The organism is Puia sp. P3, assembly GCF_050632245.1.
Taxonomy (GTDB): domain Bacteria; phylum Bacteroidota; class Bacteroidia; order Chitinophagales; family Chitinophagaceae; genus Puia.
In genome coordinates this window covers 1544166-1566044 of the sequence record NZ_CP192583.1, presented here as the reverse complement: position 1 = coordinate 1566044, position 21879 = coordinate 1544166, and the positions used below count along the sequence as shown (strand labels likewise).

At 53.4% G+C, this 21879-nt stretch carries 24 protein-coding genes and 1 pseudogene; 6 read left to right on the top strand and 19 right to left on the bottom strand.

Annotated features, from left to right (window positions below):
• Positions 1–101: 101 nt before the first annotated feature.
• Positions 102–791, bottom strand: a complete 690-nt coding sequence (locus ACQ86N_RS09310; RefSeq protein ID WP_431214918.1) for a hypothetical protein — start codon at positions 789–791, stop codon at positions 102–104.
• Positions 792–934: 143 nt separating this feature from the next.
• On the opposite strand from ACQ86N_RS09310, the gene ACQ86N_RS09305 reads away from it, so the two are divergent.
• From ACQ86N_RS09305 to ACQ86N_RS09295, 3 genes are all read left to right on the top strand, one after another.
• Complete coding sequence (locus ACQ86N_RS09305; protein ID WP_431214917.1) at positions 935–1711, top strand: NIPSNAP family protein; 777 nt, start codon at positions 935–937, stop codon at positions 1709–1711.
• Positions 1712–1945: 234 nt separating this feature from the next.
• Entirely contained in the window at positions 1946–2521 is a 576-nt protein-coding gene (locus tag ACQ86N_RS09300; protein ID WP_431214916.1) for a hypothetical protein, read from the top strand.
• A 211-nt stretch (positions 2522–2732) separates the two neighbouring features.
• Complete coding sequence (locus ACQ86N_RS09295) at positions 2733–3212, top strand: GNAT family N-acetyltransferase (protein WP_431214915.1); 480 nt, start codon at positions 2733–2735, stop codon at positions 3210–3212.
• A gap of 66 nt (positions 3213–3278) precedes the next feature.
• On the opposite strand, the gene ACQ86N_RS09290 is transcribed toward ACQ86N_RS09295, so the two are convergent.
• From ACQ86N_RS09290 to ACQ86N_RS09270, 5 genes are all read right to left on the bottom strand, one after another.
• Positions 3279–3686: a hypothetical protein gene (locus ACQ86N_RS09290; RefSeq protein ID WP_431214914.1), complete on the bottom strand. Its 408-nt coding sequence runs from the start codon at positions 3684–3686 to the stop codon at positions 3279–3281.
• Between the two features lie 22 nt (positions 3687–3708).
• Positions 3709–3936: a hypothetical protein gene (locus tag ACQ86N_RS09285; protein ID WP_431214913.1), complete on the bottom strand. Its 228-nt coding sequence runs from the start codon at positions 3934–3936 to the stop codon at positions 3709–3711.
• Entirely contained in the window at positions 3929–4342 is a 414-nt protein-coding gene (locus ACQ86N_RS09280) for a hypothetical protein (RefSeq protein WP_431214912.1), read from the bottom strand. The genes ACQ86N_RS09285 and ACQ86N_RS09280 overlap by 8 nt, the downstream gene beginning before the upstream one ends.
• A gap of 254 nt (positions 4343–4596) precedes the next feature.
• On the bottom strand, positions 4597–5058 hold the full coding sequence (locus ACQ86N_RS09275; RefSeq protein WP_431214911.1) for a bactofilin family protein: 462 nt from the start codon (positions 5056–5058) through the stop codon (positions 4597–4599).
• A 46-nt stretch (positions 5059–5104) separates the two neighbouring features.
• Complete coding sequence (locus ACQ86N_RS09270) at positions 5105–5527, bottom strand: hypothetical protein (protein ID WP_431214910.1); 423 nt, start codon at positions 5525–5527, stop codon at positions 5105–5107.
• A gap of 342 nt (positions 5528–5869) precedes the next feature.
• On the opposite strand from ACQ86N_RS09270, the gene ACQ86N_RS09265 reads away from it, so the two are divergent.
• Together ACQ86N_RS09265 and ACQ86N_RS09260 are read left to right on the top strand one after the other, a co-directional pair.
• Positions 5870–9010 (top strand): tetratricopeptide repeat protein, encoded by a 3141-nt coding sequence (locus tag ACQ86N_RS09265; RefSeq protein ID WP_431214909.1) that lies wholly within the window; start codon positions 5870–5872, stop codon positions 9008–9010.
• A gap of 309 nt (positions 9011–9319) precedes the next feature.
• Complete coding sequence (locus ACQ86N_RS09260) at positions 9320–11572, top strand: transglycosylase domain-containing protein (protein WP_431214908.1); 2253 nt, start codon at positions 9320–9322, stop codon at positions 11570–11572.
• A 68-nt stretch (positions 11573–11640) separates the two neighbouring features.
• Here the strand turns inward: ACQ86N_RS09260 and ACQ86N_RS09255 are convergent, their stop codons facing one another.
• Entirely contained in the window at positions 11641–11928 is a 288-nt protein-coding gene (locus tag ACQ86N_RS09255) for a Dps family protein (protein WP_431214907.1), read from the bottom strand.
• A complete protein-coding gene (locus tag ACQ86N_RS09250; RefSeq protein ID WP_431214906.1) occupies positions 11871–12113 on the bottom strand; it encodes a hypothetical protein in 243 nt (80 codons plus the stop codon). Before ACQ86N_RS09250 ends, ACQ86N_RS09255 begins: the two co-directional genes overlap by 58 nt.
• A gap of 248 nt (positions 12114–12361) precedes the next feature.
• Between ACQ86N_RS09250 and ACQ86N_RS09245 the strand changes: the two genes are divergently transcribed.
• Positions 12362–12877, top strand: coding sequence for a hypothetical protein (locus ACQ86N_RS09245; protein ID WP_431214905.1), 516 nt, complete (start codon positions 12362–12364; stop codon positions 12875–12877).
• A gap of 97 nt (positions 12878–12974) precedes the next feature.
• Here ACQ86N_RS09245 and ACQ86N_RS09240 read toward each other — a convergent pair whose 3' ends face one another.
• From ACQ86N_RS09240 to ACQ86N_RS09190, 11 genes and pseudogenes are all read right to left on the bottom strand, one after another.
• The gene (locus ACQ86N_RS09240) at positions 12975–13454 is read right to left on the bottom strand and encodes a septal ring lytic transglycosylase RlpA family protein (protein WP_431214904.1); all 480 of its coding nucleotides are present in this window, start codon (positions 13452–13454) and stop codon (positions 12975–12977) included.
• A gap of 44 nt (positions 13455–13498) precedes the next feature.
• On the bottom strand, positions 13499–15181 hold the full coding sequence (locus ACQ86N_RS09235) for a L,D-transpeptidase family protein (RefSeq protein WP_431214903.1): 1683 nt from the start codon (positions 15179–15181) through the stop codon (positions 13499–13501).
• Between the two features lie 41 nt (positions 15182–15222).
• Positions 15223–15321 (bottom strand): hypothetical protein, encoded by a 99-nt coding sequence (locus ACQ86N_RS09230; RefSeq protein ID WP_431214902.1) that lies wholly within the window; start codon positions 15319–15321, stop codon positions 15223–15225.
• Positions 15322–15328: 7 nt separating this feature from the next.
• Positions 15329–15574: a chorismate synthase gene (locus ACQ86N_RS09225; protein WP_431214901.1), complete on the bottom strand. Its 246-nt coding sequence runs from the start codon at positions 15572–15574 to the stop codon at positions 15329–15331.
• A gap of 47 nt (positions 15575–15621) precedes the next feature.
• Positions 15622–16209 (bottom strand): chorismate synthase, encoded by a 588-nt coding sequence (locus ACQ86N_RS09220; RefSeq protein ID WP_431214900.1) that lies wholly within the window; start codon positions 16207–16209, stop codon positions 15622–15624.
• Positions 16210–16214: 5 nt separating this feature from the next.
• A pseudogene (aroA, locus tag ACQ86N_RS09215) lies at positions 16215–17404 on the bottom strand (3-phosphoshikimate 1-carboxyvinyltransferase).
• Positions 17405–17471: 67 nt separating this feature from the next.
• On the bottom strand, positions 17472–18185 hold the full coding sequence (locus tag ACQ86N_RS09210; RefSeq protein WP_431217335.1) for a 3-dehydroquinate synthase: 714 nt from the start codon (positions 18183–18185) through the stop codon (positions 17472–17474).
• Entirely contained in the window at positions 18088–18453 is a 366-nt protein-coding gene (locus ACQ86N_RS09205) for a hypothetical protein (protein WP_431214899.1), read from the bottom strand. The genes ACQ86N_RS09210 and ACQ86N_RS09205 overlap by 98 nt, the downstream gene beginning before the upstream one ends.
• A 184-nt stretch (positions 18454–18637) precedes the next feature.
• On the bottom strand, positions 18638–18988 hold the full coding sequence (locus ACQ86N_RS09200) for a transposase (protein ID WP_431217334.1): 351 nt from the start codon (positions 18986–18988) through the stop codon (positions 18638–18640).
• A 91-nt stretch (positions 18989–19079) separates the two neighbouring features.
• Positions 19080–20171, bottom strand: coding sequence for a chorismate mutase (locus tag ACQ86N_RS09195; RefSeq protein WP_431214898.1), 1092 nt, complete (start codon positions 20169–20171; stop codon positions 19080–19082).
• 25 nt (positions 20172–20196) lie between these two features.
• Positions 20197–21873: a DEAD/DEAH box helicase gene (locus tag ACQ86N_RS09190; protein ID WP_431214897.1), complete on the bottom strand. Its 1677-nt coding sequence runs from the start codon at positions 21871–21873 to the stop codon at positions 20197–20199.
• Between the last annotated feature and the right edge of the window lie 6 nt (positions 21874–21879).

Below are 21879 nucleotides of genomic sequence, written 5' to 3'. Positions count from 1 at the left end.
CTGGTTCTTCATCCAGCTGCGATAAATAAAACCCATCTTGTCGGTCTTGCCAAACCAGTTACGACTTCTTAGCTCTTTGCCCATAGTGTATCAAATATACACTAATCCCCCTTCACATATTGCTTGTAACTGTCGTTGATGTAGACGAGGATGTCTACGTTCGCCGCCCTGCGGCAATAGTCGAATGAAGGCCGGTACTTTGTCATGAACTGCTGCAGACTGTCACCCTTCAGCCGCGTGATCTTGGTAACCAGGTCCTTATTATAGCGCGAGTCGATATAATATTCTTCCTCTTCCTTCGCCAGCCGCTTCTCCAGCCTTTCCCGCTGCTTCTCCTTCGCAGAGGCATTCCGGAAGATATTCAGCGTGACGCCAACCCCATCCCCTTTCCGCTCATGCTCCATCCGCGGCGTATTGCCGTGGTCGTATACCCACGCATACTCCTTACGCCGGTCCATGGAGTCCAGCTGATAATTGGAGAACTCCCCTACCCGCACAGCCTTCAGCGTCTGCGCCCTTACATCCAGGTACACAGGAAAATCCCCGGTCAGCATAGCCGCCGTCACCGTTACGGTATCAGCCATATAACCCACCGAAGAAAAGGAGACATGGTCCCCCGGGACGACCTGGATACGATAGCTGCCATTCTCTTCCGACAGGTCGTATCGCTGGGCGCTGATATTGTGTATACTGACGGAAACCAGCGCCTCCGCACTGTTCTTCTTGAAAACTTTACCGGTCAGAAACTGCTGTGCGTTGCTGTGCAACGAAAACAGCAGCAAAAATGCCACTAAGGAAAAAATTAGATATCTCATAGATCGATCAGGAGGTTGTAAAAATCGGCTTATTGATTGGTATTCAGTATTAAAATCTTTCAAGTTTTTGTTAAAAGACTTTAACTGCCTACATTTATCGTATCCAAATTGTTCCGATCATGAAAAAATTCCTTGCCGTTACCCTCTTCCTCTCCCTAGTCACAGGCACGTTCGCACGTCCGCCAAAACAGGAATACTATTCCATTCGTATCTATCAGCTGAAAAATTCGGACCAGGAGACCAGAGTGGAAAAATTCCTCCAGACGGCATTCGTCCCTGCTATGCACCGCCTCGGATTCTCCGGCATAGGAGTCTTCAAACCCATAGGCAACGACACCGCCGCTATTCGTAAGATCTACGTCTTCATACCCGCAAAAACAATGGAACAGCTGGCCACCCTGCCGCAAAGCCTCGAAAAAGACGCTCAATACCAGACCGACGGCAAGGAATACCTCGACGCCGTCTGGGACAACCCTCCCTATCTTCGCATGGAGTCCATTCTCCTGCAGGCCTTCCCGGACATGCCCCGCCATGCCGCCCCAGACTCCCTCCACGGGCCCCGCGACCAGCGCATCTATGAACTGCGCAGCTACGAAGGACCCACCGAAAAATACTTTGCCAGCAAGGTCCGGATGTTCAATCAGGGCGGAGAGATCCCCCTCTTCCGCCGCCTCGGCTTCAACGCTGTCTTCTACGCTTCCGTTCTCAATGGCGCCCATATGCCCAACCTCATGTATATGACCAGCTTCGACGATATGGCCTCCCGCGAAGCACACTGGAAAGCCTTCTCCGGCGATCCCGTGTGGAAACAACTGGTCGCGGCCCCGGAATATCAGCACAACGTCTCCCACGTCGACATCGTTTTCCTCCATCCCGCGGCCTATTCCGACCTCTGAGGCCCTTCCAGTGGCCTTCCCTAGGTGCTTACCCTTACATTTTATTACAAAATTGTAAACAGAATTGGTTTAAATCCCGCCTGATTTAGCTATCCTTTCTCTTTTTTACACATTTTTGCAACATCTCTCAATTTTCACAGGTTAAGCACTCACTATTTCTGGTTAAGCACTCACTACCAACTTAAGGCTGGATTAGTACTAATGGTTCCACTCTGCCAACCAAACCAAGCCTCTATGTTTTCTTTAGCCAAACACCCAGCAAACGGAACGCTTTCCGTAAGGCCTGTTAACAAACACACAGACCGGTCCGTCGTCCGCGAAATATTCCGGCGCGAGTTCTACGGAAACAGCAAAACACGATATCCCGACGAAGGACTATGGGAGATCTACGACCGCATGGATACCAGCGGCGCATTCGGCGCCTACCTCGTCTCGCAGTATAACCATATCCTCTTCCTGCTGGAGGTCCATCCCGCCGTCCAGATGGACCTTCGCGGCGAATACCTCTCGGCGTCCGGGACCATTGGCATCTATTGTTTCTATCATTCTCTCCAGGAGAAACTCAACCTCCCGGCATTCCGCACCTGCATCGCATCCCTGTTCAACGACCCGTCGATCGGCTGCATCCTGACTACGCTAAACCATATCGGCGCCGGCGACCCAAGGACCATTCTGCTCGAAAAATCGGGCTTCGGAAAACTCTCCGCAACTACCGACCGCAACGCCGTCTTTTCCTGCAGCCGCGACAGTTACCACCGCGCCGGACTCATCGACGCCATACAGGATCAGCATTCCCCTGTACACGCCTAAAAACTCATCGCGCACACATACTATTTGCCCTTCCCCTGTCGTTAACCAGGTAATATCCCTACTTACATAAAAACGACAGTATGAAAAACGCAGACAAACCCTTCCTCGGCATCATGGTTGCCTCCATCGCCATCCTCTACACCGTCATCGCCATCCTCAGCTAGATAGTTCCACAGGCCATCGTTTGTCCGGGGCTTCCTATCTTTGCCGTATGATCTCGATAAGAACGATCCTCCCTGCCGACAATCCAGCCATAGCATCAATCATCCGCGATACACTCACAGAATTCGGCGCCAACAAGCCCGGCACCGCCTACTACGACAAAGCCACCGACGAAATGTACTCCACCTTTCAGCTGCCTGGCAGCCGGTATTACGTCGGCCTCATCAACGGGCAAATTGCAGGCGGAGGCGGGATTTTTCCTTCGGACGGCCTGCCCGAAGGCACATGCGAACTGGTGAAAATGTACCTCACGCCGATAGCGAGAGGCATGGGGCTGGGCAAACAGCTGATCGGGCGATCACTGTCATTTGCCCGCGACTATGGGTATGAACAGGTGTACATCGAGACAATGCCCGAACTACAGAAAGCCATGGCCATCTATGAAAAATTCGGTTTCCACTATCTCGACGCCCCAATGGGCAACACCGGCCACCACGGATGCTCAAAGTGGATGCTAAAGAAAATTTAGGTCGAATTAAAAACGGGCGGTGATCAACACGTTTGCGTATCCTTCAGATAACGAACATTCCATAGATCAGGTCAGACAGCGAGGGCTAATTAAGGGGAGAATTCCTACGAGGCAGGTCTCACTTCGTAGATTGGACTGAAAAGATACAATTTTCCCGTGGCTACTTCCATACATTGGTATCTTTTTCTCAATTTTTTCCTTTCCGGAACACCCGGTTATCCTCCAGACTGAAACAGCCCCTTCCGGGATCTGCTCCACCAGCAGCAGTTCGCCCGTATTCTCGTCGTACCGGCGAAGCACCCGCATCAACCCCTCGTCCGCACAGCTGCTCGCCGGCAGATCGTGCAGGTTCTTTTTCAACGCATCCAGAATATCGGAAGGGAAAATCGAAAGCCGCAGGAATTCCTCCAGCATCTTCCGGTAAACCGACTTCCACTCCTTTCCGTGCGACTGGACCCGGTTGCCATATTCCATAAAGGTCACCAGATGAGCCAGCTCATGGATCAGCGTGATCAGAAAAAGACCAGGAGTTCAGATTCCCGTTCACACTGATCCGGTGGTTCTGCTCCCGCGTCGCGTGCCGGTAGTCCCCGAGCACGCTCTTCCGCTCGCGCGTGATAGTCAGATGTACCTGGTAATGGTTGAGATATTCCAGCACCAACGGCGCCGCGGCGCCGGGGATCCAGCGCTTGAGATAGTCCAGTGGAGCTTCTTGCTTAGGCATTGTCTGGCTTCCCCTGCTTTCTGGTCAGTTCCATCAGGATCTTCACTTCGAAAAAAGTATAAAGAATGTAAAATACGAAACAACCGATGACCCCATTTCGGTTCACGGCCCGACCGGCCACCGACGCATAAATAAACGTCGCGATCAGACAAACCAGCATTTTGATAAGGAGACTGCCATACATGACCCGTACGAAGGCATGCACATTACTGCTGTGTAAAGCCTTGAAATACAGAATAAAACTAATACCGGTCACCAAAAAAAGGAGAATATTCCCACCTGCAAGTACCATGCGATCCGCCTTCCATGCTTCCAGCAGCGGACCCGCCAGCCAGATAAAGAGACTTGTCAATACAAAAACAACCACAATAGGCAGAAAAGACTTGCCGGTTACCTTATTTCCCATTGTTTTTCCTGGATCCTTCTTTTATCAGTTGTATAATTAAAACCACTATTACCAGCAAAGGTAAGCACCAGGAAAGGATTGGAAAAGAAACCTTCAGCCATTTATCGGCCTTTACCCCAATAAACACGGCAAAACCTATCGAGGCCGCTACCTGCGAAGACAGCCCCGCATATCGCATCAGCTCGCGCCGCCGGTCATTCTTATCACCGCCTCCGCGCGCGCCACCCGCGCCATCATCCTTATTTTCATTTGAGCTATCCCGCCGCGGCAATTTCTGCGTGTTTAACTTCCTTCTTTACGTCGGCGGGTTTGCCGTTGCCCGAAGGAGCGCTGCTTACAGCCGCAGGGGTCATATGGCACTCCCCGTTGAAGTTGGCCGTAGGTTCGATCTGCAGCTTGGTCGCCTGGATATTTCCGTTTACCAGACTTCCACCCTTCAGCTGCAACAGGTCCTTTACCTTGATAGTCCCCGTTACCTTGCCCATGATATCAGCCTGCTGACCGTTGATATCCCCCTGAACCGAGCCATTGGCGCCAATGACGACCTTGGCAGAACAGTGGATATTACCTACCAGGGCGCCGTCGATACGAAGATCACCGTTGCTGGTGATATCTCCTTTCATTGTCGTGCCAGCCCCGATCAGGCTCGCGCTCGCGCTAACAGGCGCATCTCCGCCTATAGAAAAATTGTCAGATTTGGTCTTGCCGTTAAACATAAATATGGATTTTAATAAGTTTTCCCGGTATTAGATTCTATCACCCCTACTCATTGATCCTCTCCGGCTTCGGAATACTCAGCGAACTCGTATCCAGCTTCACGGTCGTATTCCCCTGCAGCACACTCCGGATCCCCTGCAGATACTGATCCTTATACCTCACCTCCTGCTCTAACGAATCGGTACGTATTTTTAGTTCACGCAGGTCCTTCGTGTTATTCACATCCCCATACCCCGGAATATACAGCTTCAGCGGCGTGAAAACGATCAACGCCACCGTCAGTCCGGTCAACAATACAAATATCGTGCAGAGAACAGTGTAAACGCTAAGGCGGGAAAGCTTGAAAGTCACTACCTCCTCATATGTATCATCATTCATTACCACCAGTCTGTAGCGGTTTTGGAGACGTTTCAAGGTAGAATTGGCATCGAATTTGGCCATATTATCGGAATTGGACTTGATTGCCATAAAGATAATAAAATATTTGGCTGATTTTTGAGTTTATATTGCGGACGGCCAATCAATTGACAGTTTCCCCTGAGGGAATATATTTTGGGCAAATTCCCGAAGGGAACAAAGGGGCGCAGCCCCTTCGGCCGAAGGCCAATCAATGGACAGTTTCCCCTGAGGGAATATATTTTGGGCAAATTCCCGAAGGGAACAAAGGGGCGCAGCCCCTTCGGCCGAAGGCCAATCAATAGACAGTTTCCCCTGAGGGAATATATTTTGGGCAAATTCCCGAAGGAAAACTAAGTTTGCGGGCAATCGAATAAAGGGACATCGGTGACCTACATCAGGACAGTACTTTTAATGGTATTTTCATTTTTTTACCTGACCTCCTCGGGCCAGATAGGCGTTGACTATACCCTGACAAAACCCAAAAAATTCGAAAACCGCACCCTGGCCTCCGAAAAATCCAATGACGGCAAAAAACTCAAAAAAAGCCGCCGGTTCATCCAGAACACCATCACCCACTACAACTACTGGTGGAACTCCAAAGAGAAGCTCCGGATGATCCTCGAACGGGCCAAATCCCAGTTCCGGGACGACTATACCCTCCTCCTCCCCTTCTATAACTATACCCTCGACGCCACCCTTTCGCAGAAAAGAGAACTCGACTCCATCATCTATAAATGTACCGCCGGTATCCTGATCCACGATACCCGCAACGACTGGATCGACAACCTCTACCTGCTGATCGGCCAAACCTACTATTTCAAAAAAGACTTCGACTCGGCCTATATCACCCTCCAGTTCCTCAACTACGCCTTCGCCCCCAAGGAAAGCGACGGCTATGACAAACCCATCGGCAGCAACGCCAACGCCGACGAGGGCGGCAACGCCAATATCGTCTCCACCGTCGAGAAAAGAAACCTCGTTCAAAAGGCTCTCTCCCTCCCGCCCAGCCGCAACGACGCCCTGGTCTGGAAGGTTCGCAACTATATCGCACAGGAAAAATACGGCGAAGCCTCTGCCCTCATCGAGGTCCTCGGCAATGACCCGGAATTCCCCGTGCGCCTCAAACCCAGCCTCAACGAGGTCAGAGCGCTTTGGTTCTACCGGAAATCCATCTACGACAGCGCCGCCATCTACCTCGAAAAAGCCCTACCCGCGGCAGCGAACCACGAAGAGGTCGCCCGCTGGGAATACCTCATCGCCCAGCTCTACGAACGCGTCGGCCGTTCATTCGACGCCAGAACCTTTTACGAACGGACCATCACCCACACCTACAATCCCGTCCTCGAGATCTACGCCCGCCTCAACGCCATCCGGCAGAACAAGGAAGGCGGCGAAGACTTCATCGCCCGTAACATCCAGGCCCTCGTACACATGGCCCACCGCGACCGCTACGAGTCCTACCGCGATATTATCTATTATACGGCCGCCCAGATGGAGCTCGAACGAAATAATAAGGCCGGCGCCGAAAGCTTCCTCCTGCAAAGCACCCGTTATACCTCGCCCGCCAACAGCCTGCAGCGCAACCGATCCTTTCTCCAGCTGGCCAATATCTCCTTCGAAGAGAAAAAATACCGCGCTGCAAAGAACTATTATGATAGCCTGACAATCGGCCCCATCGACGCCGCCGCCCTCGGCGACATCAGCTGGCTCCCCGACCGCAAAGCCGCCCTCGCCACCATCGTCACCCAACTGCAGGTGATCGACCGCCAGGACAGCCTCCAGCGCATCGCCGCCATGCCCCCACCACAACGCGACGCCTATATAAAAAAATTGGTCCGGGCTCTCCGCCGCCAGCAGGGCCTGCGCGACGAAACCGACAGCACCTTCAATAATAACATTCTCGCCGCAAACAACTCCGCCGCCCCCGACATGTTCAAATCCGGCGGCTCCGCCGACTGGTACTTTAACAACCCCTCGCTCAAAGCCAAAGGCTATACCGAATTCAAGACCAAATGGGGCAACCGCCCCAACTCCGATAACTGGCAGATCTCGTCCGCCATACGCCTCGGGGGCGGCGCAGCAAGACAAGGACAGCAGGGCCCCCTCGTACCCAACACCCTGACACCGGGAGCTTCCAACGCCATCGACTTCAAAACGCTGCTGGCCAACCTCCCGCTGACACCGGAGAAAATGCAGCACTCGATGGACTCTATCGAAAGCGCCCTGTTTACGATGGCCAAAACCCTTCAGGATGGCGTACCGGACTACCTCTCCGCCGTCAACACCTACGACAGCCTGCTGGTGAAATTCCCTGAGACCAAACGCGAACAGGAAGCACTTTTCAACATGTACTACTGCTATAAGAAACTCGGCGACGAAGCCAACGCAGCCCGCATACTCGAACGCCTCAAACAAAAATATCCCGGAGCCTCCCTTACCTCCCGTGCCTCAAACCCGGATTCTACCGTCGAAGCCGCCAAAAGGCCCGAGGTCAACGCCACCCACCAGTACGAGAAGATCTACCTTTCCTATATCGAAGGCCGGTTCGAAGAAGCCGAAGCCCAAAAACACGTCGCCGACAGTCTCTATGGCGACAAATACTGGACACCCCAGCTGCTCTACATCGAATCCGTCTACCTCATCCGCAGCCGGCAGGACCCCCGGGCCAAATCGATCCTAACCACCATCCAGACGAAATGGCCCAAAACACCGATGGCCGCCAAAGCAGCCAATCTCCTCGACGTCCTCAACCGCCGCAAAGAGATCGAGGACTACCTCACCCGGCTGCAGGTGACCCGCGCCAAAGACGACGATTCCATCGTGGTTGACAATACCAAACCCACACCCGCAGCCGACAACAGGCCCCGGCTGGTTCGCAACGACTCCAACATGCTCGTGAAGAACAAGCCGGACGCCGCCAAACCGGGCGCCGGAATAGACAAGCTGAAGACCGATTCGGCCGGCATGAACAAGATCGTCATGGACTCCAGCCGCATGACCCAGCTGCGCCAGCTCCAGGACTCCCTGAAGGCGGCCGCCGTCAAGGCAAGCAACGACTCGGCCCAGGCCGCCGCCATCCGGCGCAAAACCGACTCTCTGAACACTGTCATGGCGAGAATAAAAGACTCCACGGACCGATTGGCCGCAAATTTGCGTTCTCTTAATTCGGTCTTCTCCCTTAACCCGGATAAGCCCCATTCGGTACTCATTGTGCTGAACAAGGTCGACCCTGTCTACGTGAATGAGACGAAAAATGCCTTCAGCCGCTATAATGCAGAAGAATACTACAGCCAGCAGCTGACGACAAACAACGCCGACCTCACGGACAGCGTCAAAATGGTTGTCATCGGAAACTTCGGGAACGCCGGTGACGCCCTCGACTACCTGCAAAAAGCCAAAGCCCTGGCGCCCAGACAGATCGTCCCCTGGCTGCCGGCAGGCAAATACAGTTTCCTGATTATATCCGCTCCCAACCTTGATCTGTTGTTGAACAACAAGGATATGCCCGCCTACAGGAAATTCCTGTCAGCCGCTTATCCGGGAAAATTCTAACAACCCGCCCGGGAATGGGGCCGGTGGCCCGCACAGGCCGAAGGCCAGACATTTAGCCCCGAACGGGGCAAGAATTGCCCCGGGTCGCATAAACAAAGTATTAACTATCGTAAAACATATGTCGTCGGCTACTAAATCGAACAGGTTCGTCCGTATTTTCTGGAAAATATTTTTCTATGCCCTGGGGCCTTCGTCCTCTTTCTTATCCTCATCAACCTGGGCGTATTCGGCTCGCTACCCTCCCTCAAAGAGCTCGAAAATCCCTCCATCACCCTGGCCACCGAAGTCTTCGCCGAAGACGGCACGCCAATGGGCAAATTCTATAAAGACAAGGGCAACAGAAGCAACGTCGAATTCAAAGACATCTCTCCCAACGTCATCAACGCACTCGTGGCTACCGAAGACGAACGGTTCTATGACCACTCCGGCATCGACGGCTTCTCCGTCATGCGCGCCGTCGTCAAGCTCGGCCGCGATGGCGGCGGCAGCACCATCACCCAGCAGCTCGCCAAAAACCTGCTCGACCAGGGCTCGAAAAACTTCGCCCGGCGCGGCATCGAAAAGCTGAAAGAATGGATCATCGCCATAAAATTAGAACGCAACTTCACCAAACAGGAGATCCTCGCGCTCTACCTCAACGAGGTTCCCTTCGGCGATAACGTCTACGGCATCCGCAACGCCTCCCGCACGTTCTTTCAAAAGGAACCCGACCGCCTCAACGTCGACGAAGCCGCCGTCCTCATCGGTATGCTTAAAGGCAACACCATCTACAACCCACGCAGAAACCCCAAGATGGCCATCGAAAGACGCAACACCGTCATGGGCCAGATGGTCAAGAACAACTACCTCTCCGCGCCCGACTATGCGAAACTGAAAGTCCGCCCAATCGACCTTAGCAGCTATAAAAAAGTCGACGAGAACAACGGTCTCGCCCCCTATTTCCGGGACGTCCTCCGCAACTACCTGCAGACATGGTGCAAAGAACACAAGAACCCCGCCACCGGCGAACCCTATAACCTCTACCAGGACGGCCTCAAGATCTATACGACCATCAACCCGCGCATGCAGCTGTATGCCGACGAGGCAGTCGCCAAACAGCTTCCCATCCTGCAGCGCGCCCTCGTCTCCCAGTACAGCATCCGCAAAGGCACCATCTGGAAAGACCATATGAACGTCCTCGAATCCGCCATGCGCAACAGCGACCGCTGGCACAACCTCGAAGACGACGGCCTCACCGACGCCGAGATCCGCAAGACCTTCAGCCACCCCGTGGCCATGAAGGTCTTCGCATGGAATACAAAAAGGGAAAAGGACACCGTGATGACCCCCCTGGACTCCATCAAATACAGCCAGGCGATGCTCCAGACCGCATTCATGGTGATGGATCCGGTGACGGGTGCGGTAAAGGCCTGGGTAGGCGGGATCGACTTCAAGACCTACAAATACGACCACGTCAACATCAATACCAAACGCCAGGTCGGCAGCGCCATCAAACCCTTCCTCTATAGCCTCGGCATCGAAGACTATAATATGACCCCGGAGACGATGTGTACGACCAGCCAGCAGTATTTTCCCGGCTTCGGCAACGTCCCCGCCCGTATGGACAAGTACGAGGGTGGCTCCATGACCATGGCTAACGGCCTCGCATGGTCGGTCAACGGCGTCGCCGCCTATATCATGAAACAGGTGGGCCCCAAACGCTTCGCCGACTATATCAAACAGATCGGCATCCCCACAAAGATCGACCCCTACCCGTCCATGGCCCTTGGCGCCTGCGATCTCTCCCTTTTTGAGGTGATGTGGGGATATACCATGTTCCCCTCCGGAGGTTTCAGCACGATGCCCTATTATATTTCCCGCATCGAGGACAAGAACGGTAACGTGCTCGACCGCTTCGATACCAAACGCAAAGAGGTCATCAGCCAGGCTACCGCCTATACGATGGCCCGCATGATGCAGGGCCCCGTCGACTTCGGTACCGCCGCCGGCCTCCGCAACCGCCTCGGCGTAGCCGAAATGGGCGGAAAAACAGGTACCACCAACGATAACTCCGACGCCTGGTTCATGGGCTATATCCCCCAGCTGATGGGCGGCGCATGGATAGGCTGCGACGACCGCTTCATCCACCTCGAAGGCGGCCTCGGCTACGGAGCACAGGCCGCGCGCCCCATCTGGGAATACTTCTTCACCAAAGTCCTTGCCGACAAGACCCTCGGCATCGAACGCAACGCCAAATTCATCCAGCCGGAGAATATGCGCCGCGAAATGATGTATGACTACATGAACCTCATCGAAAAGACACCGCCTCCCGGCGCCGAAGGTGCCAACCAGGGCAACGGCCGCGCCAACCAGTACCTCGACACCAGCGCACCCACCGTACCCGTCGATTCCAAACTGTCTCCCGAAGAACAGAAGATCCTGAAAGAAGCGACCCACCAAAAGGAAAGTAAAGAAGGGGCGGTAAAGATCACGGTAACAGACACTAAACCACAGGAGGCCCCAAAGAAAAAGGAAGGATTCTTCAAACGCCTCTTCGGCGGAAAGAAAAATAAAGATCAATAAAAAAGCCGGCGCTAAGCCGGCTTTTTCATAATACTATTCGGCCGCAACGAATGGCCGCGGGCCGCGAACTATGCCAGATGCGCGCGTAGAAACCACGCCATCTGCTCGTGCGTCTCCATCAACCCCGTGATAAAATCGCTGGTCCCCGCGTCACCATAGTCATTTGCAAACTTGTTGATATTCCCCCTGAGGAAAATAATGATATTCTCATGGTCCGTCAGCAACTCCTTTATAAACGAAAGACTGTCATTCCGCTGATCCAGCACCTCCGTAAGATGCGTCAGATTCAAAAAACTCTTCAGCGTGGCAGGAGCAAAATGGCCCAGCTGACGGATCCGCTCAGCAACGCTGTCCATGATCTCGTCCAGCTTCTCATACTGCTCTTCAAAAATACATGCTTCGTGTGGAAATCCGGACCTTCGACGTTCCAGTGCGCATTCCGCGTCTTGGTGTAAAGCAAAAACTCGTCCGCCAATAACTTACTCATTTCCGTTGCAACTGCCTGAAGATTCGCCGGGCTGATACCAATGCTCGCTTTCATGTGTGTTATAATTTTAAAGTTCAAAATAATATATGTCTGCACCTAACGGTGCGAACCGGACACAGTCCGGTTCCTGTCCATTAACGGACAACCAAACGTCCGGTTCCGGACACCCGCTGTAAGTCCCATACCTGGCCTCCTCTTCAAAATCAACACATTACAGCCTGTAACTTGTTTGGCATTCCGTTGGTCTAATACCATGCAGCTAGCTATTTTAAAACATTTTGGCAACTCTAAAAAATGGAACTATGAGATATACAATCTTTGCCGCTATATTGGCATTAACTTTATCGGCCAACAGTGCAAACGCAACCGGCGGTTCACCGAAACCCGGCTTCATCACGACCGGCAATCCCTCGGCACCTCACTTCATCACAACCGACGTCCCCTCGATACCGCGCTTCAAAGGTATGGAACATTTCCTGGAAAAATTTCCCCAGGCAACAGACGTGAATTGCAAGACAAAGGGACAATTTACAGAAGTGAATTTTGTCTGGAACGGCCTCAGACTTCAGGCCTTCTACAACGCGGCCGGAGATCCCGTCGCAACCAGCCGCTTCATCAGCGTCGAAAACCTCCCCGTCCCGGCGCTTATGAATCTTAAAAAAGACTACTCCTCATACGTAGTGACCGAAGCAGTCGAATTTGACGGAATAGAAGACGGGCTATGCTATTATATCACCGTGAGAGGTCCTAAAAATACTTACCTGCTGCATGTTTCTACAAGCGGCACAATCAGTGTGTTTAAGAAAATGAAACAGTAAACGTACCCCAACCGGCGCGGGTCCCCGCGCCGGTTTAACTTCGGCGGAGAACTTCCCTCGCTCAGACCTTCGGTTCCCCCGGGAACGTTCGTAACTTTCACTTCGTTTGGTTATCTTTTGTCAAAGCATCTTCTTCCTCCGCCTCAGCCGGCTTCTTCTTCCCCAACACATCGATCCTCACTTTCGTCAATCCCCGGCCCGCATAACCCAGCCTTTCAGCCGCACCGCGGCTAAGATCGATCAGCCTCTTGTTTTTCGGATGCATCTTATCATTGATCCGCACGATCACCGACTTCCCGTTATGCAGATTCGTCACCCGCACCCAGGTGTGCATCGGCAGCGTATTGCTCGCACCCGTTAGCTTCGACTGAGTAAAGATCTCGTCGGTGTACGTCTTTCGGCCCTCGAACTTGTTGGCGTAATAACTCGCAACCCCATACTGAACTTTCGTGGCTGCTGTCTTGTGATGACCCTTGTTATGAGAGGAGGAATTACGGGAAGGCTTCTGCCCGCGGCCAAACACCGCAACAGGCAGTAACAGATAGGCAAGAACTCCCGTTCTAATTTTTTTGGACATGGATTTGGATTTGTGGTGCGGGCAGGGCCCGCATCACAAAATAACTAAATTATCGGCTTATTGGCAAAGTATCTATTCCTCAGCAGCTTGTCCTCGCCATATATATCATCATAAAAAACAATATGTCCCTTTTTCGCATCAACGGTAAAGTAGCGCAGATATATCGGCACTTTGGCAAAACCCCAGACCGTATGCTTTTCCTGCCGCTTGATCCAGGCCTTCAGCGTATCCGGATGATATTTCAGCGTATCGTTCCGGACCAGAAAATCCGACAGCTTCCTCCACTGCTGCACCCGCACACAGCCATGGCTCAACGCCCTGAATTTGTTGTCGAACATCCATCGGCCATTAGTATCATGCAGGTATACATCATATTTATTCCTAAAGTTGAACTTCATCACCCCGAGGGAATTATCGTCCCCCTGGCGCTGCTTTAGTTGATAAGGGAAATTGTTCTTATTCAGCCGCTTCCAGTTGATCGTCAGCGGATCTCTGACACTATCCCTCGAATCCACGACCATCAGATTCTGCTTGCGGATATAATCGACATTGTTCTTGATGGCCGGCAGCATCTCCTTCATGATAATGCTCATCGGCACCGTCCACTGCGGATAGGTCACAAAATTAGAGATCTCGCTGGTCAGCTGCGGCGTCCTCGTCTTGGGTGCACCTACGATAACCTTCGATTCCAGGACTACGGTATCGGAGTCGATCACCTGCATGTTGAAAGAAGGCAGATTCACCCATACATAGGTCCTGGGCAGACTATCAGGCAACAGCTTGAACCGGTCCATCGTTATCGCAATCCGCTTGAACTTCTCCCAATCCGAGTTGTTCATCATCGTCACCGTCTCGGAGTTGGCCCTGCCCGTAACCTTGATCTTGTTGTTCGTCTGATAATTCCTTATCGCCTGCGCCAGCTTTGCCGTATCCGACGCCTCCATGGCCGAGTCCACATAGCCCGATTCCCGGAGCCGCATCACCAGCGAATTGTTGAATGCTGCCGTATCCTTGTACGGATATTCCAGCCAGGTCAGTGGCCTGAAATGGACCGTGCGCAGCCACTCCTTCAGATAAGTCTTCAGCGAATCATACTTGAAATGCTTTGGCTCCAGCTCCTGCAAAGCACCAGCCACTTCTCTCGTCCCCAGGACCTTTGCAAGCGTCTGCGTATAGACGGAATCGGAAAGCACCGAGTCCTTTCTGAGCGTCACACTATCGTAATCCAGCCGCCCCTGTTTCAAATGCTTCACCAGCATAAAAAGGGCGTCCGTCAGCATCAGATCAGCCCGCGTCCAGAGCGCCTCGTTCTTCCTGGCCAGCGTATCCTCCCGCACCACACGGTGTATAAAAGCCAGCGGCGCAAAATGATAGTCGGAAGGGAACAGCCCATAGTATTTACAGCTGTCGATAAAAGCAAAAAGACTATCCGCTACCGGCTTCCAGCTTCGCTTGCTGCTCCATATGGCTGTATAGCCATTGCTGTCGTACACGCTGTTGACCAGCTTACGGTACAGCAGGGTCGTCGAATCCACGAGTTTGTCCCCATTGCCGGCCGCGTATTCGAGTATGCTCTTCAGGTCGGTCCCTACATGCTCACCCGCCGTCGCAGGCACAGCTTTTCCCTGATCCTTCACCTCGTTGCGGGTATGATCATGACAGGAAAATAAGAACACCGATAACGCGACAGGGAAAAATAACAGGACGAAACGCTTAGGGAGATTCATATATGTCTCAATATAATATAACAACCTTAGATTTCCAATTGTCAGGCCCAAACCCGCCTTACACCCTGTTCTAAAAGCAAAAGATCGGCCAGCACAATGGCCGTCATCGCCTCCAGGATCACCGGCGCACGCAATGCCACACAAAGATCATGACGCCCTTTGACAGAAAAAGCTCTCCTGCTCCCCCGTTTCCCAGTTCAGCGTCTTCTGCTCTTTCGGCGTGGATGAAGTAGGCTTTATCGCAATCCGGTACACCAGCTCGTTGCCATTGGTGATACCGCCTACTACCCCGCCTGCATGATTGGTCCTCGTATGTCCCTCCATATTCTCGATGGCATCATTATGCTGACTGCCAAACATCCTCGCCGCCGCAAAACCAGTCCCGAATTCCACACCCCGGACCGCCGGAATGGCAAACGCCGCATGAGCGAGCAACGACTCTACGGAGTCCCAAAAGGCTCACCCAGTCCCACCGGCAACCCGCTGACACGGCATTCCACGATACCACCGATTGAATCCTTTGCCTCGATGGCCTTCTGCAGCCCCTTGTCCAGATCCGCTTCTCCGCCTATTTCCAGAATAGACGAGCTTATAACGACGTCTCCTAATATTTTCTTCGCGATAACGCCCGCGGCCACCAGCCCCACCGTCAGCCGGGCAGAAAATGAGCCTCCTCCACGGAAGTCTTCAAAGCCCCCAAATTTTTTGTGTGCCACGAAATCCGCGTGACTAGGCCTCGGCACCGCCCGCTGCTTTTCATAGTCCCCGCTCCGGGTATTGTTGTTTTCGAACAGGATCGTGATCGGCGCACCCGTCGAAAAATTGTTGAACAACCCACTCTTAAAGATCGGCAGGTCGTCCTCCTTTCGCGGCGTCGTACCCTTCTGCATTCCTCCCTTACGGCGTTCCAGATCAGGCAGAAAATCTTCCAGGACCAGCGGAAGACCCGCGGGACACCCGTCGATATTCACCCCCACGCTCTCGCCGTGGGATTCCCCGAAAATATTCACGCGGAAAAATCGACCCATACTGTTCATAGCTGTCCTCCCAATAATTTCAGATCGTCATAAAAATCAGGATACGACTTATTTATCGCCTCTGCCTCCTCTATCGTCACCGGCCCTTCCGCCCCCAGCGCACCGACCGCACATGCCATCGCGATCCGATGATCATGACGGCTATGGACAGTCGCCCCGCGCAGAGACCCTCCGTGTACGAGCATCCTGTCCCCATCCAGTTCGATAGACAACCCCATCTTCCCAAACTCGTCCTGCAGGGTCAGCCCCCGGTTGCTCTCCTTATGCGCCAGCCTGCTCACACCCCGGATCACCGTTACCCCTCGCAATACGCCGCCAGAGCGACCAGCGGCGGGAAAAGATCGGGACAATCCGTTGCGTCGAATTCAAAAGCCTTCAGCGCCCCGGGACCGATCAAAATACCGTCGCCCATGTCAATCTTCGCACCACTATCTCTGAGAGCACGCATGATCTCCTTATCGGCCTGCGTGCTCTTAATATCCAATCCTTTCACCAGTATAGGACCGGCAACGGCTCCGGCTACCAGCAGGAACGCCCCGCCGCTCCAGTCCCCTTCCACCGTATAGTCCACAACACCGCGAGCCGTGCCGCCTCCGGCAAAAAAGAACTCTTCATAATTCCTGTTCTCCACTTCCCAACCGAACGCAGACATTACGTTCAGCGTAAGATCGATATATGGTTTACTCTTCAGATTATTTACTTTGATCCCAACCCCGCTCGCTCCCGCAGCCGCATATCCGAACAACAGCCCGGTTAAAAATTGAGAACTGAGCGATCCGTCGATCGAAATCGTTGCAGGCTTCAGCGGTCCCTGAATTTCCAGCGGCAGCTTACCTCCATTGGAAACAACCCTGATCCCCAGCTCCGGAAATACCTCGTCAAAAAAATCCATCGGCCGGGTCACCAGACTGCCTTCACCCCTGACCTTTATCGTCTCCCCGCTCAAACCCATAATTGGCGCAAACATTCTCAACCCCAGCCCACTCTCTCCGCAATTGACCTCCAATCCTTTCCCTGCCTTCACTCCCTGACTCTTAACCCTCAATTCCCCGTCATTCCCCTCGGTCACCTCCGCCCCCAAATCTTTTATCACCCCCAACGCCGCCTTATCATCATTACTATGCCCGGGATGCCGGATCACCGTATCCCCAACACGCAGCAGCGCCGCCGCACATGCCCTCTGCATACTACTCTTCGAAGCCGGCGCCAAAATCTCCCCTTTTAATTTCGATGGTTCTATAGTTACCCGCATATTACCGCGCAGTTATTATTGATTGCAACAATTTATCCAGCTCATTTATCGGTATCAGCTTCACGATACCCTGCCCCACCTTATTCAGCAAAATATAGTTCATCGAGTCCTTCACCTTTTTCTTGTCCATCCGCAGCACTGCCATCACTTCCTTCGGATCGAACTCCGCCAGCGTCGGCAACCCATACTTCTTCAGCAGACTCATCACCCGGTCTGTCTCCCTGAAAGGCGTAAACTCTTCCGAGATCATACAGGCCGCAACCATTCCGATGGAAATGGCCTGCCCGTGCGACAGCTCATAGAGGTTCTCGATCGCATGCCCCAGCGTATGCCCGAAATTCAGCAGCCGCCGTTCGCCGTGCTCGAACTCATCCTTCTCGACCACCGCCGACTTGATCGCCACATTGCGACGGATCAGCTTCGCCAGCGCAGCCTTGTCCTTCTGATAGGTCGTCAGTTTGTTTTTCTCCAGTTCCCTGAACAAAGCGGCATCCTTGATCGCCGCATGCTTGATGATCTCCGCAAACCCATTCACCCACTCCTCTTTCGGGAGGGTCTTCAGCAAACTATAGTCATAAAGCAGGAACTCCGGCTGACGGATCGTCCCTACCAGATTCTTATACACGCCAACGTCGATCCCGTTCTTTCCGCCGATCGACGCATCCACCATCGCGAGTATCGAAGTCGGGACAAACCCGAAAGAAACACCGCGCATATAGATCGCCGCCACATAACCCGTGATATCCGTCACGACTCCGCCACTCCACACCCACCAGGGCCGTCCTGCGGTCGGCCCCGAACTCGATCAGCTGCTCGACGATTGAATCCACCGTCGCCTGCACCTTGAAGGACTCGCCGGCGCTGATGACGATCGTATTCCATCCCCCAAACCTTTTTTGATGACTGCTGAATATATGCTCGTCGGTTATGACTACCGCATTGGACTTGCCGACCAGCTTCTCCAGATGAGAAAAATTCGGCATCGAGATACCAGGTAGTCGTCTTACCGGAAAATTTGTACTGCAGCTTATTCATACTAAGGATTCTTTGACAAAAATGGACCACAGATAGAACTTCGTACCTCAACACTGTTGAGGTCCTCGTTCGTAACCTTCGTTCCACTCGGTTAGGCCGAAGGCCCGTTATTAAATATTCTCGGCCCCGGGGTTAAATTTTACCGGAACCCTGGGGGCCGAGGAACTTTTCAAAAATCTCCAACTCATTCTCCAGCGTCTTCGTCCTGTGGTACTCTTCCTGTTTCCCTATATACTCCACCACCTGCTTTACCCCACTGGGGCTCACCGACGCGGCCCAGAAATCATCCTCCCATTCCAGTTCACCCGTCAGCGTCAGCAGTTTGCTTTCATTGATCCATGCCGCAGCCGAACCCCGGATGCTTTTCATCACCTGGAGCAGGTTTTGGGATGCCAGCAGCTGCACGAGACAGTGCACATGATCTTCCACCCCATTCATCGCTACGATACGGATTCCCCTTCTCCTCCCACTCCTTCTGTAAATGTGGAAACAATACCCTCCTCACCGGCTTGCTCAACAGAGATTCCCGCCGGCGAACAGACCAGATCACATGGACAAAGAGATACACCACGTGCTAGCTATTCATGATCTTGTTCTGGTGATTGATGGACTCCATATGCACCGCGTCATAATACTTGGTGATAAATTCTTTGGAAAGGTTGAGCTTGTCGCCCTTCGCAAAAGCCTTCTCGAGGATCGCATTCCAGCGGTTGGTCTGAAGAATCGTGATATTGTTGTCTTTCTTGTACTTCCCGATCTGGTCGGCGATCTTCATCCGCTGTCCAAGCAGCTGGATCAGTTCGTCATCGATATGGTTGATCTGCTCACGCAGCTTGTCGAGCGCATCGATAAACGCCTTCTCCGTCGTCGTTTCATGACGCCACTTGATGCTGTCCAGCAGCTCGGCCAGACGCTCGGGAGTTATCTGTTGTTTTGCGTCGCTCCACGCCTTGTCGGGATCGATATGCGTCTCGATGATCAGACCGTCCATGTCCAGATCGATCGCCTTCTGCGCAACGTCCAGCAGGATATCGCGGCGACCGCTGATATGCGAAGGGTCGTTGATCATCATCAGCCCCGGCGTGCGGCGCTTCATTTCGATCGCCAGATGCCACATCGGCGCATTCCGGTATTCCGTATTGCCATAGCTGCTGAAACCGCGGTGGATCAGGCCTATCTGGCTGATGCCGGCCTTGGCCACCCTTTCCACGGCGCCCGTCCACAGCTCGATATCAGGGTTGATCGGGTTCTTGATCAGCACCGGCACATCGGCGCCGCGCAGCGCGTCGGCCACTTCCTGCACGCTGAATGGGTTTACCGTCGTACGGGCCCCGATCCAGAGCACGTCCACGTCAAAATGCAGCGCGTCTTCCACTTGTTTGGCAGTAGCAACCTCGATCGCCACCGGCAGCCCCGTCAGCTTCTTTGCCTGCTGCAGCCAGGGCAACCCCTTCGTTCCAATGCCCTCAAAACTGCCGGGACGGGTACGAGGCTTCCAGATCCCGGCACGGACGACGTCTACTTTACCGGTCTTTGCCAGACGGACCACAGTCTCCACGGTCTGTTCCTCAGTCTCTGCACTACAGGGACCGGAAATAATTAAGGGGCGTTTGTTCCAGGCAGCCTGGACAACTTCCTTCGCACTTTTTGCTGCTGTTGCTTCCATAACAAGTGAAAATTTATATATTTTATTATCTCGAATTAGCGTCGTTCATCCGGATCCTCCGCCCCTTGTAATTCTTTCCGTCGATCGCCCTGATCATCTGAGGCGCCGACTTCCGGTCGATCTCGATCCAGCTGTTCATCTCCTTCATATCTATCCGGCCCAGCACCTCCTTCCGCAGATCGCTCATATCGAGTATGAACTGCAGGAAACTGGCCTTATAAAATCCATCCTTCGTACCCAGGTTCACAAACAGCTTGGTCATCTCCCCGTTGCCGTTGAACTCCCTCGCTCCACGACCACGGCCACCCTCGTCCACACGATTGAAATTCCGCTCCCTTGGCGCCCCCTTGTCACGTCCGGTATCCCTGCTGCGCTCCCGCACGTTCAGGTCTTCCGCATTCTCGTAGTACTTCAGGAAACGGTCGAATTCCATCGCCGCCACCCGCTTTAGAACTTCTTCCTTGGTCACCTCCGCAAACTTCTCCGCCAGCATCGGAACATAGGTCTCATAATCCCCATGGCTGATATCGGTCTGCAGCAGCTTGTCCATAAAGCTAAAGAACTGCTTTCTGCATACGTCCTTCCCGCTCGGGATCTCCATCTTATGGAACTGGGACTGCACGATGCGTTCTATCTGTCTCAACTTGCCGATCTCCCGGCTGTGCACGATGGAAAGCGCGATCCCCGTGCTGCCCGCCCTTCCCGTACGACCGCTGCGGTGCGTATACACTTCCACGTCATCAGGAAGCTCGTAGTTGATTACGTGTGTTATCTCCTTCACGTCGATACCGCGGGCCGCCACATCCGTAGCGATCAGCAGCTGCAGGGTCTTCTCCCTGAACTCCCCCATCACCTTGTCCCGCTGCTGCTGCGTCAGGTCGCCGTGCAGCGCGTCGATATCGTATCCTTCACGGGTCAGCTTCTCGGCGATGTTCTGCGCATCCAGCTTGGTACGGGTAAAGATGATCCCGTAGATACCCGGATTGAAGTCTATGATGCGTTTCAGCGTTTCGTAACGCTGATGCGCAGACGTCACATAGTACTGATGATCGATGTTCTTGTTCGCCGTGTTCACCTTTCCGACCGTGATCTCCATCGGACTCTGCATATACTTCTTGCTCACCCGGCGTATCTCCGGCGGCATCGTCGCGCTGAACAGCCAGGTCGCATCCCGCTTGGGCGTATTCTGCAAAATGAACTCTATATCGTCCTGAAAGCCCATGTTCAGCATCTCGTCCGCCTCGTCCAGCACCACATAGCTGATCTGGTCCAGGTTGATCGCCTTTCGCTCGATCAGGTCGATCAGCCGACCCGGCGTAGCCACGACGATCTGTACCCCCCTCCTCAGATCCCTTATCTGCAACCCGATGGACGTTCCGCCATAAACAGCCAGAACCTGCATCCCGGGTATGAATTTCTTGAACAGCTCTACCTCGTTGACGATCTGCATACACAGTTCCCGCGTGGGGCATACCACCAACGCCTGGGGATGCTTTTGAGCCGCATCCACGAGTTGCAGCAGCGGCAGGCCAAAAGCCGCAGTCTTCCCCGTTCCGGTCTGTGCCAGTCCTACGAGGTCCTTCGTTCCGCTTAATAATACAGGAATTGCCTGCTCCTGTATGGGTGTCGGTTGCTTAAACCCCAGCGCATCCGTAGCCTGTACTAATCTGGGGTCTAGTCCTAACCCTTCAAATGTCGTCATATAGTG

What these genes read in the sequence shown, in the direction of transcription:
- ACQ86N_RS09305 (WP_431214917.1), top strand. Translation starts at nt 935, where the DNA reads ATGAAAAAATTCCTTGCCGTTACCCTCTTCCTCTCCCTAGTCACAGGC.
- ACQ86N_RS09300 (WP_431214916.1), top strand. Translation starts at nt 1,946, where the DNA reads ATGTTTTCTTTAGCCAAACACCCAGCAAACGGAACGCTTTCCGTAAGG.
- ACQ86N_RS09295 (WP_431214915.1), top strand. Translation starts at nt 2,733, where the DNA reads ATGATCTCGATAAGAACGATCCTCCCTGCCGACAATCCAGCCATAGCA.
- ACQ86N_RS09290 (WP_431214914.1), bottom strand. Translation starts at nt 3,686, where the DNA reads ATGGAATATGGCAACCGGGTCCAGTCGCACGGAAAGGAGTGGAAGTCG.
- ACQ86N_RS09285 (WP_431214913.1), bottom strand. Translation starts at nt 3,936, where the DNA reads ATGCCTAAGCAAGAAGCTCCACTGGACTATCTCAAGCGCTGGATCCCC.
- ACQ86N_RS09280 (WP_431214912.1), bottom strand. Translation starts at nt 4,342, where the DNA reads ATGGGAAATAAGGTAACCGGCAAGTCTTTTCTGCCTATTGTGGTTGTT.
- ACQ86N_RS09275 (WP_431214911.1), bottom strand. Translation starts at nt 5,058, where the DNA reads ATGTTTAACGGCAAGACCAAATCTGACAATTTTTCTATAGGCGGAGAT.
- ACQ86N_RS09270 (WP_431214910.1), bottom strand. Translation starts at nt 5,527, where the DNA reads ATGGCAATCAAGTCCAATTCCGATAATATGGCCAAATTCGATGCCAAT.
- ACQ86N_RS09265 (WP_431214909.1), top strand. Translation starts at nt 5,870, where the DNA reads ATGGTATTTTCATTTTTTTACCTGACCTCCTCGGGCCAGATAGGCGTT.
- ACQ86N_RS09260 (WP_431214908.1), top strand. Translation starts at nt 9,320, where the DNA reads ATGGGCAAATTCTATAAAGACAAGGGCAACAGAAGCAACGTCGAATTC.
- ACQ86N_RS09255 (WP_431214907.1), bottom strand. Translation starts at nt 11,928, where the DNA reads ATGGACAGCGTTGCTGAGCGGATCCGTCAGCTGGGCCATTTTGCTCCT.
- ACQ86N_RS09250 (WP_431214906.1), bottom strand. Translation starts at nt 12,113, where the DNA reads ATGAAAGCGAGCATTGGTATCAGCCCGGCGAATCTTCAGGCAGTTGCA.
- ACQ86N_RS09245 (WP_431214905.1), top strand. Translation starts at nt 12,362, where the DNA reads ATGAGATATACAATCTTTGCCGCTATATTGGCATTAACTTTATCGGCC.
- ACQ86N_RS09240 (WP_431214904.1), bottom strand. Translation starts at nt 13,454, where the DNA reads ATGTCCAAAAAAATTAGAACGGGAGTTCTTGCCTATCTGTTACTGCCT.
- ACQ86N_RS09235 (WP_431214903.1), bottom strand. Translation starts at nt 15,181, where the DNA reads ATGAATCTCCCTAAGCGTTTCGTCCTGTTATTTTTCCCTGTCGCGTTA.
- ACQ86N_RS09220 (WP_431214900.1), bottom strand. Translation starts at nt 16,209, where the DNA reads ATGGGTCGATTTTTCCGCGTGAATATTTTCGGGGAATCCCACGGCGAG.
- ACQ86N_RS09210 (WP_431217335.1), bottom strand. Translation starts at nt 18,185, where the DNA reads ATGCGCGGTGTTTCTTTCGGGTTTGTCCCGACTTCGATACTCGCGATG.
- ACQ86N_RS09205 (WP_431214899.1), bottom strand. Translation starts at nt 18,453, where the DNA reads ATGCCGAATTTTTCTCATCTGGAGAAGCTGGTCGGCAAGTCCAATGCG.
- ACQ86N_RS09195 (WP_431214898.1), bottom strand. Translation starts at nt 20,171, where the DNA reads ATGGAAGCAACAGCAGCAAAAAGTGCGAAGGAAGTTGTCCAGGCTGCC.
- ACQ86N_RS09190 (WP_431214897.1), bottom strand. Translation starts at nt 21,873, where the DNA reads ATGACGACATTTGAAGGGTTAGGACTAGACCCCAGATTAGTACAGGCT.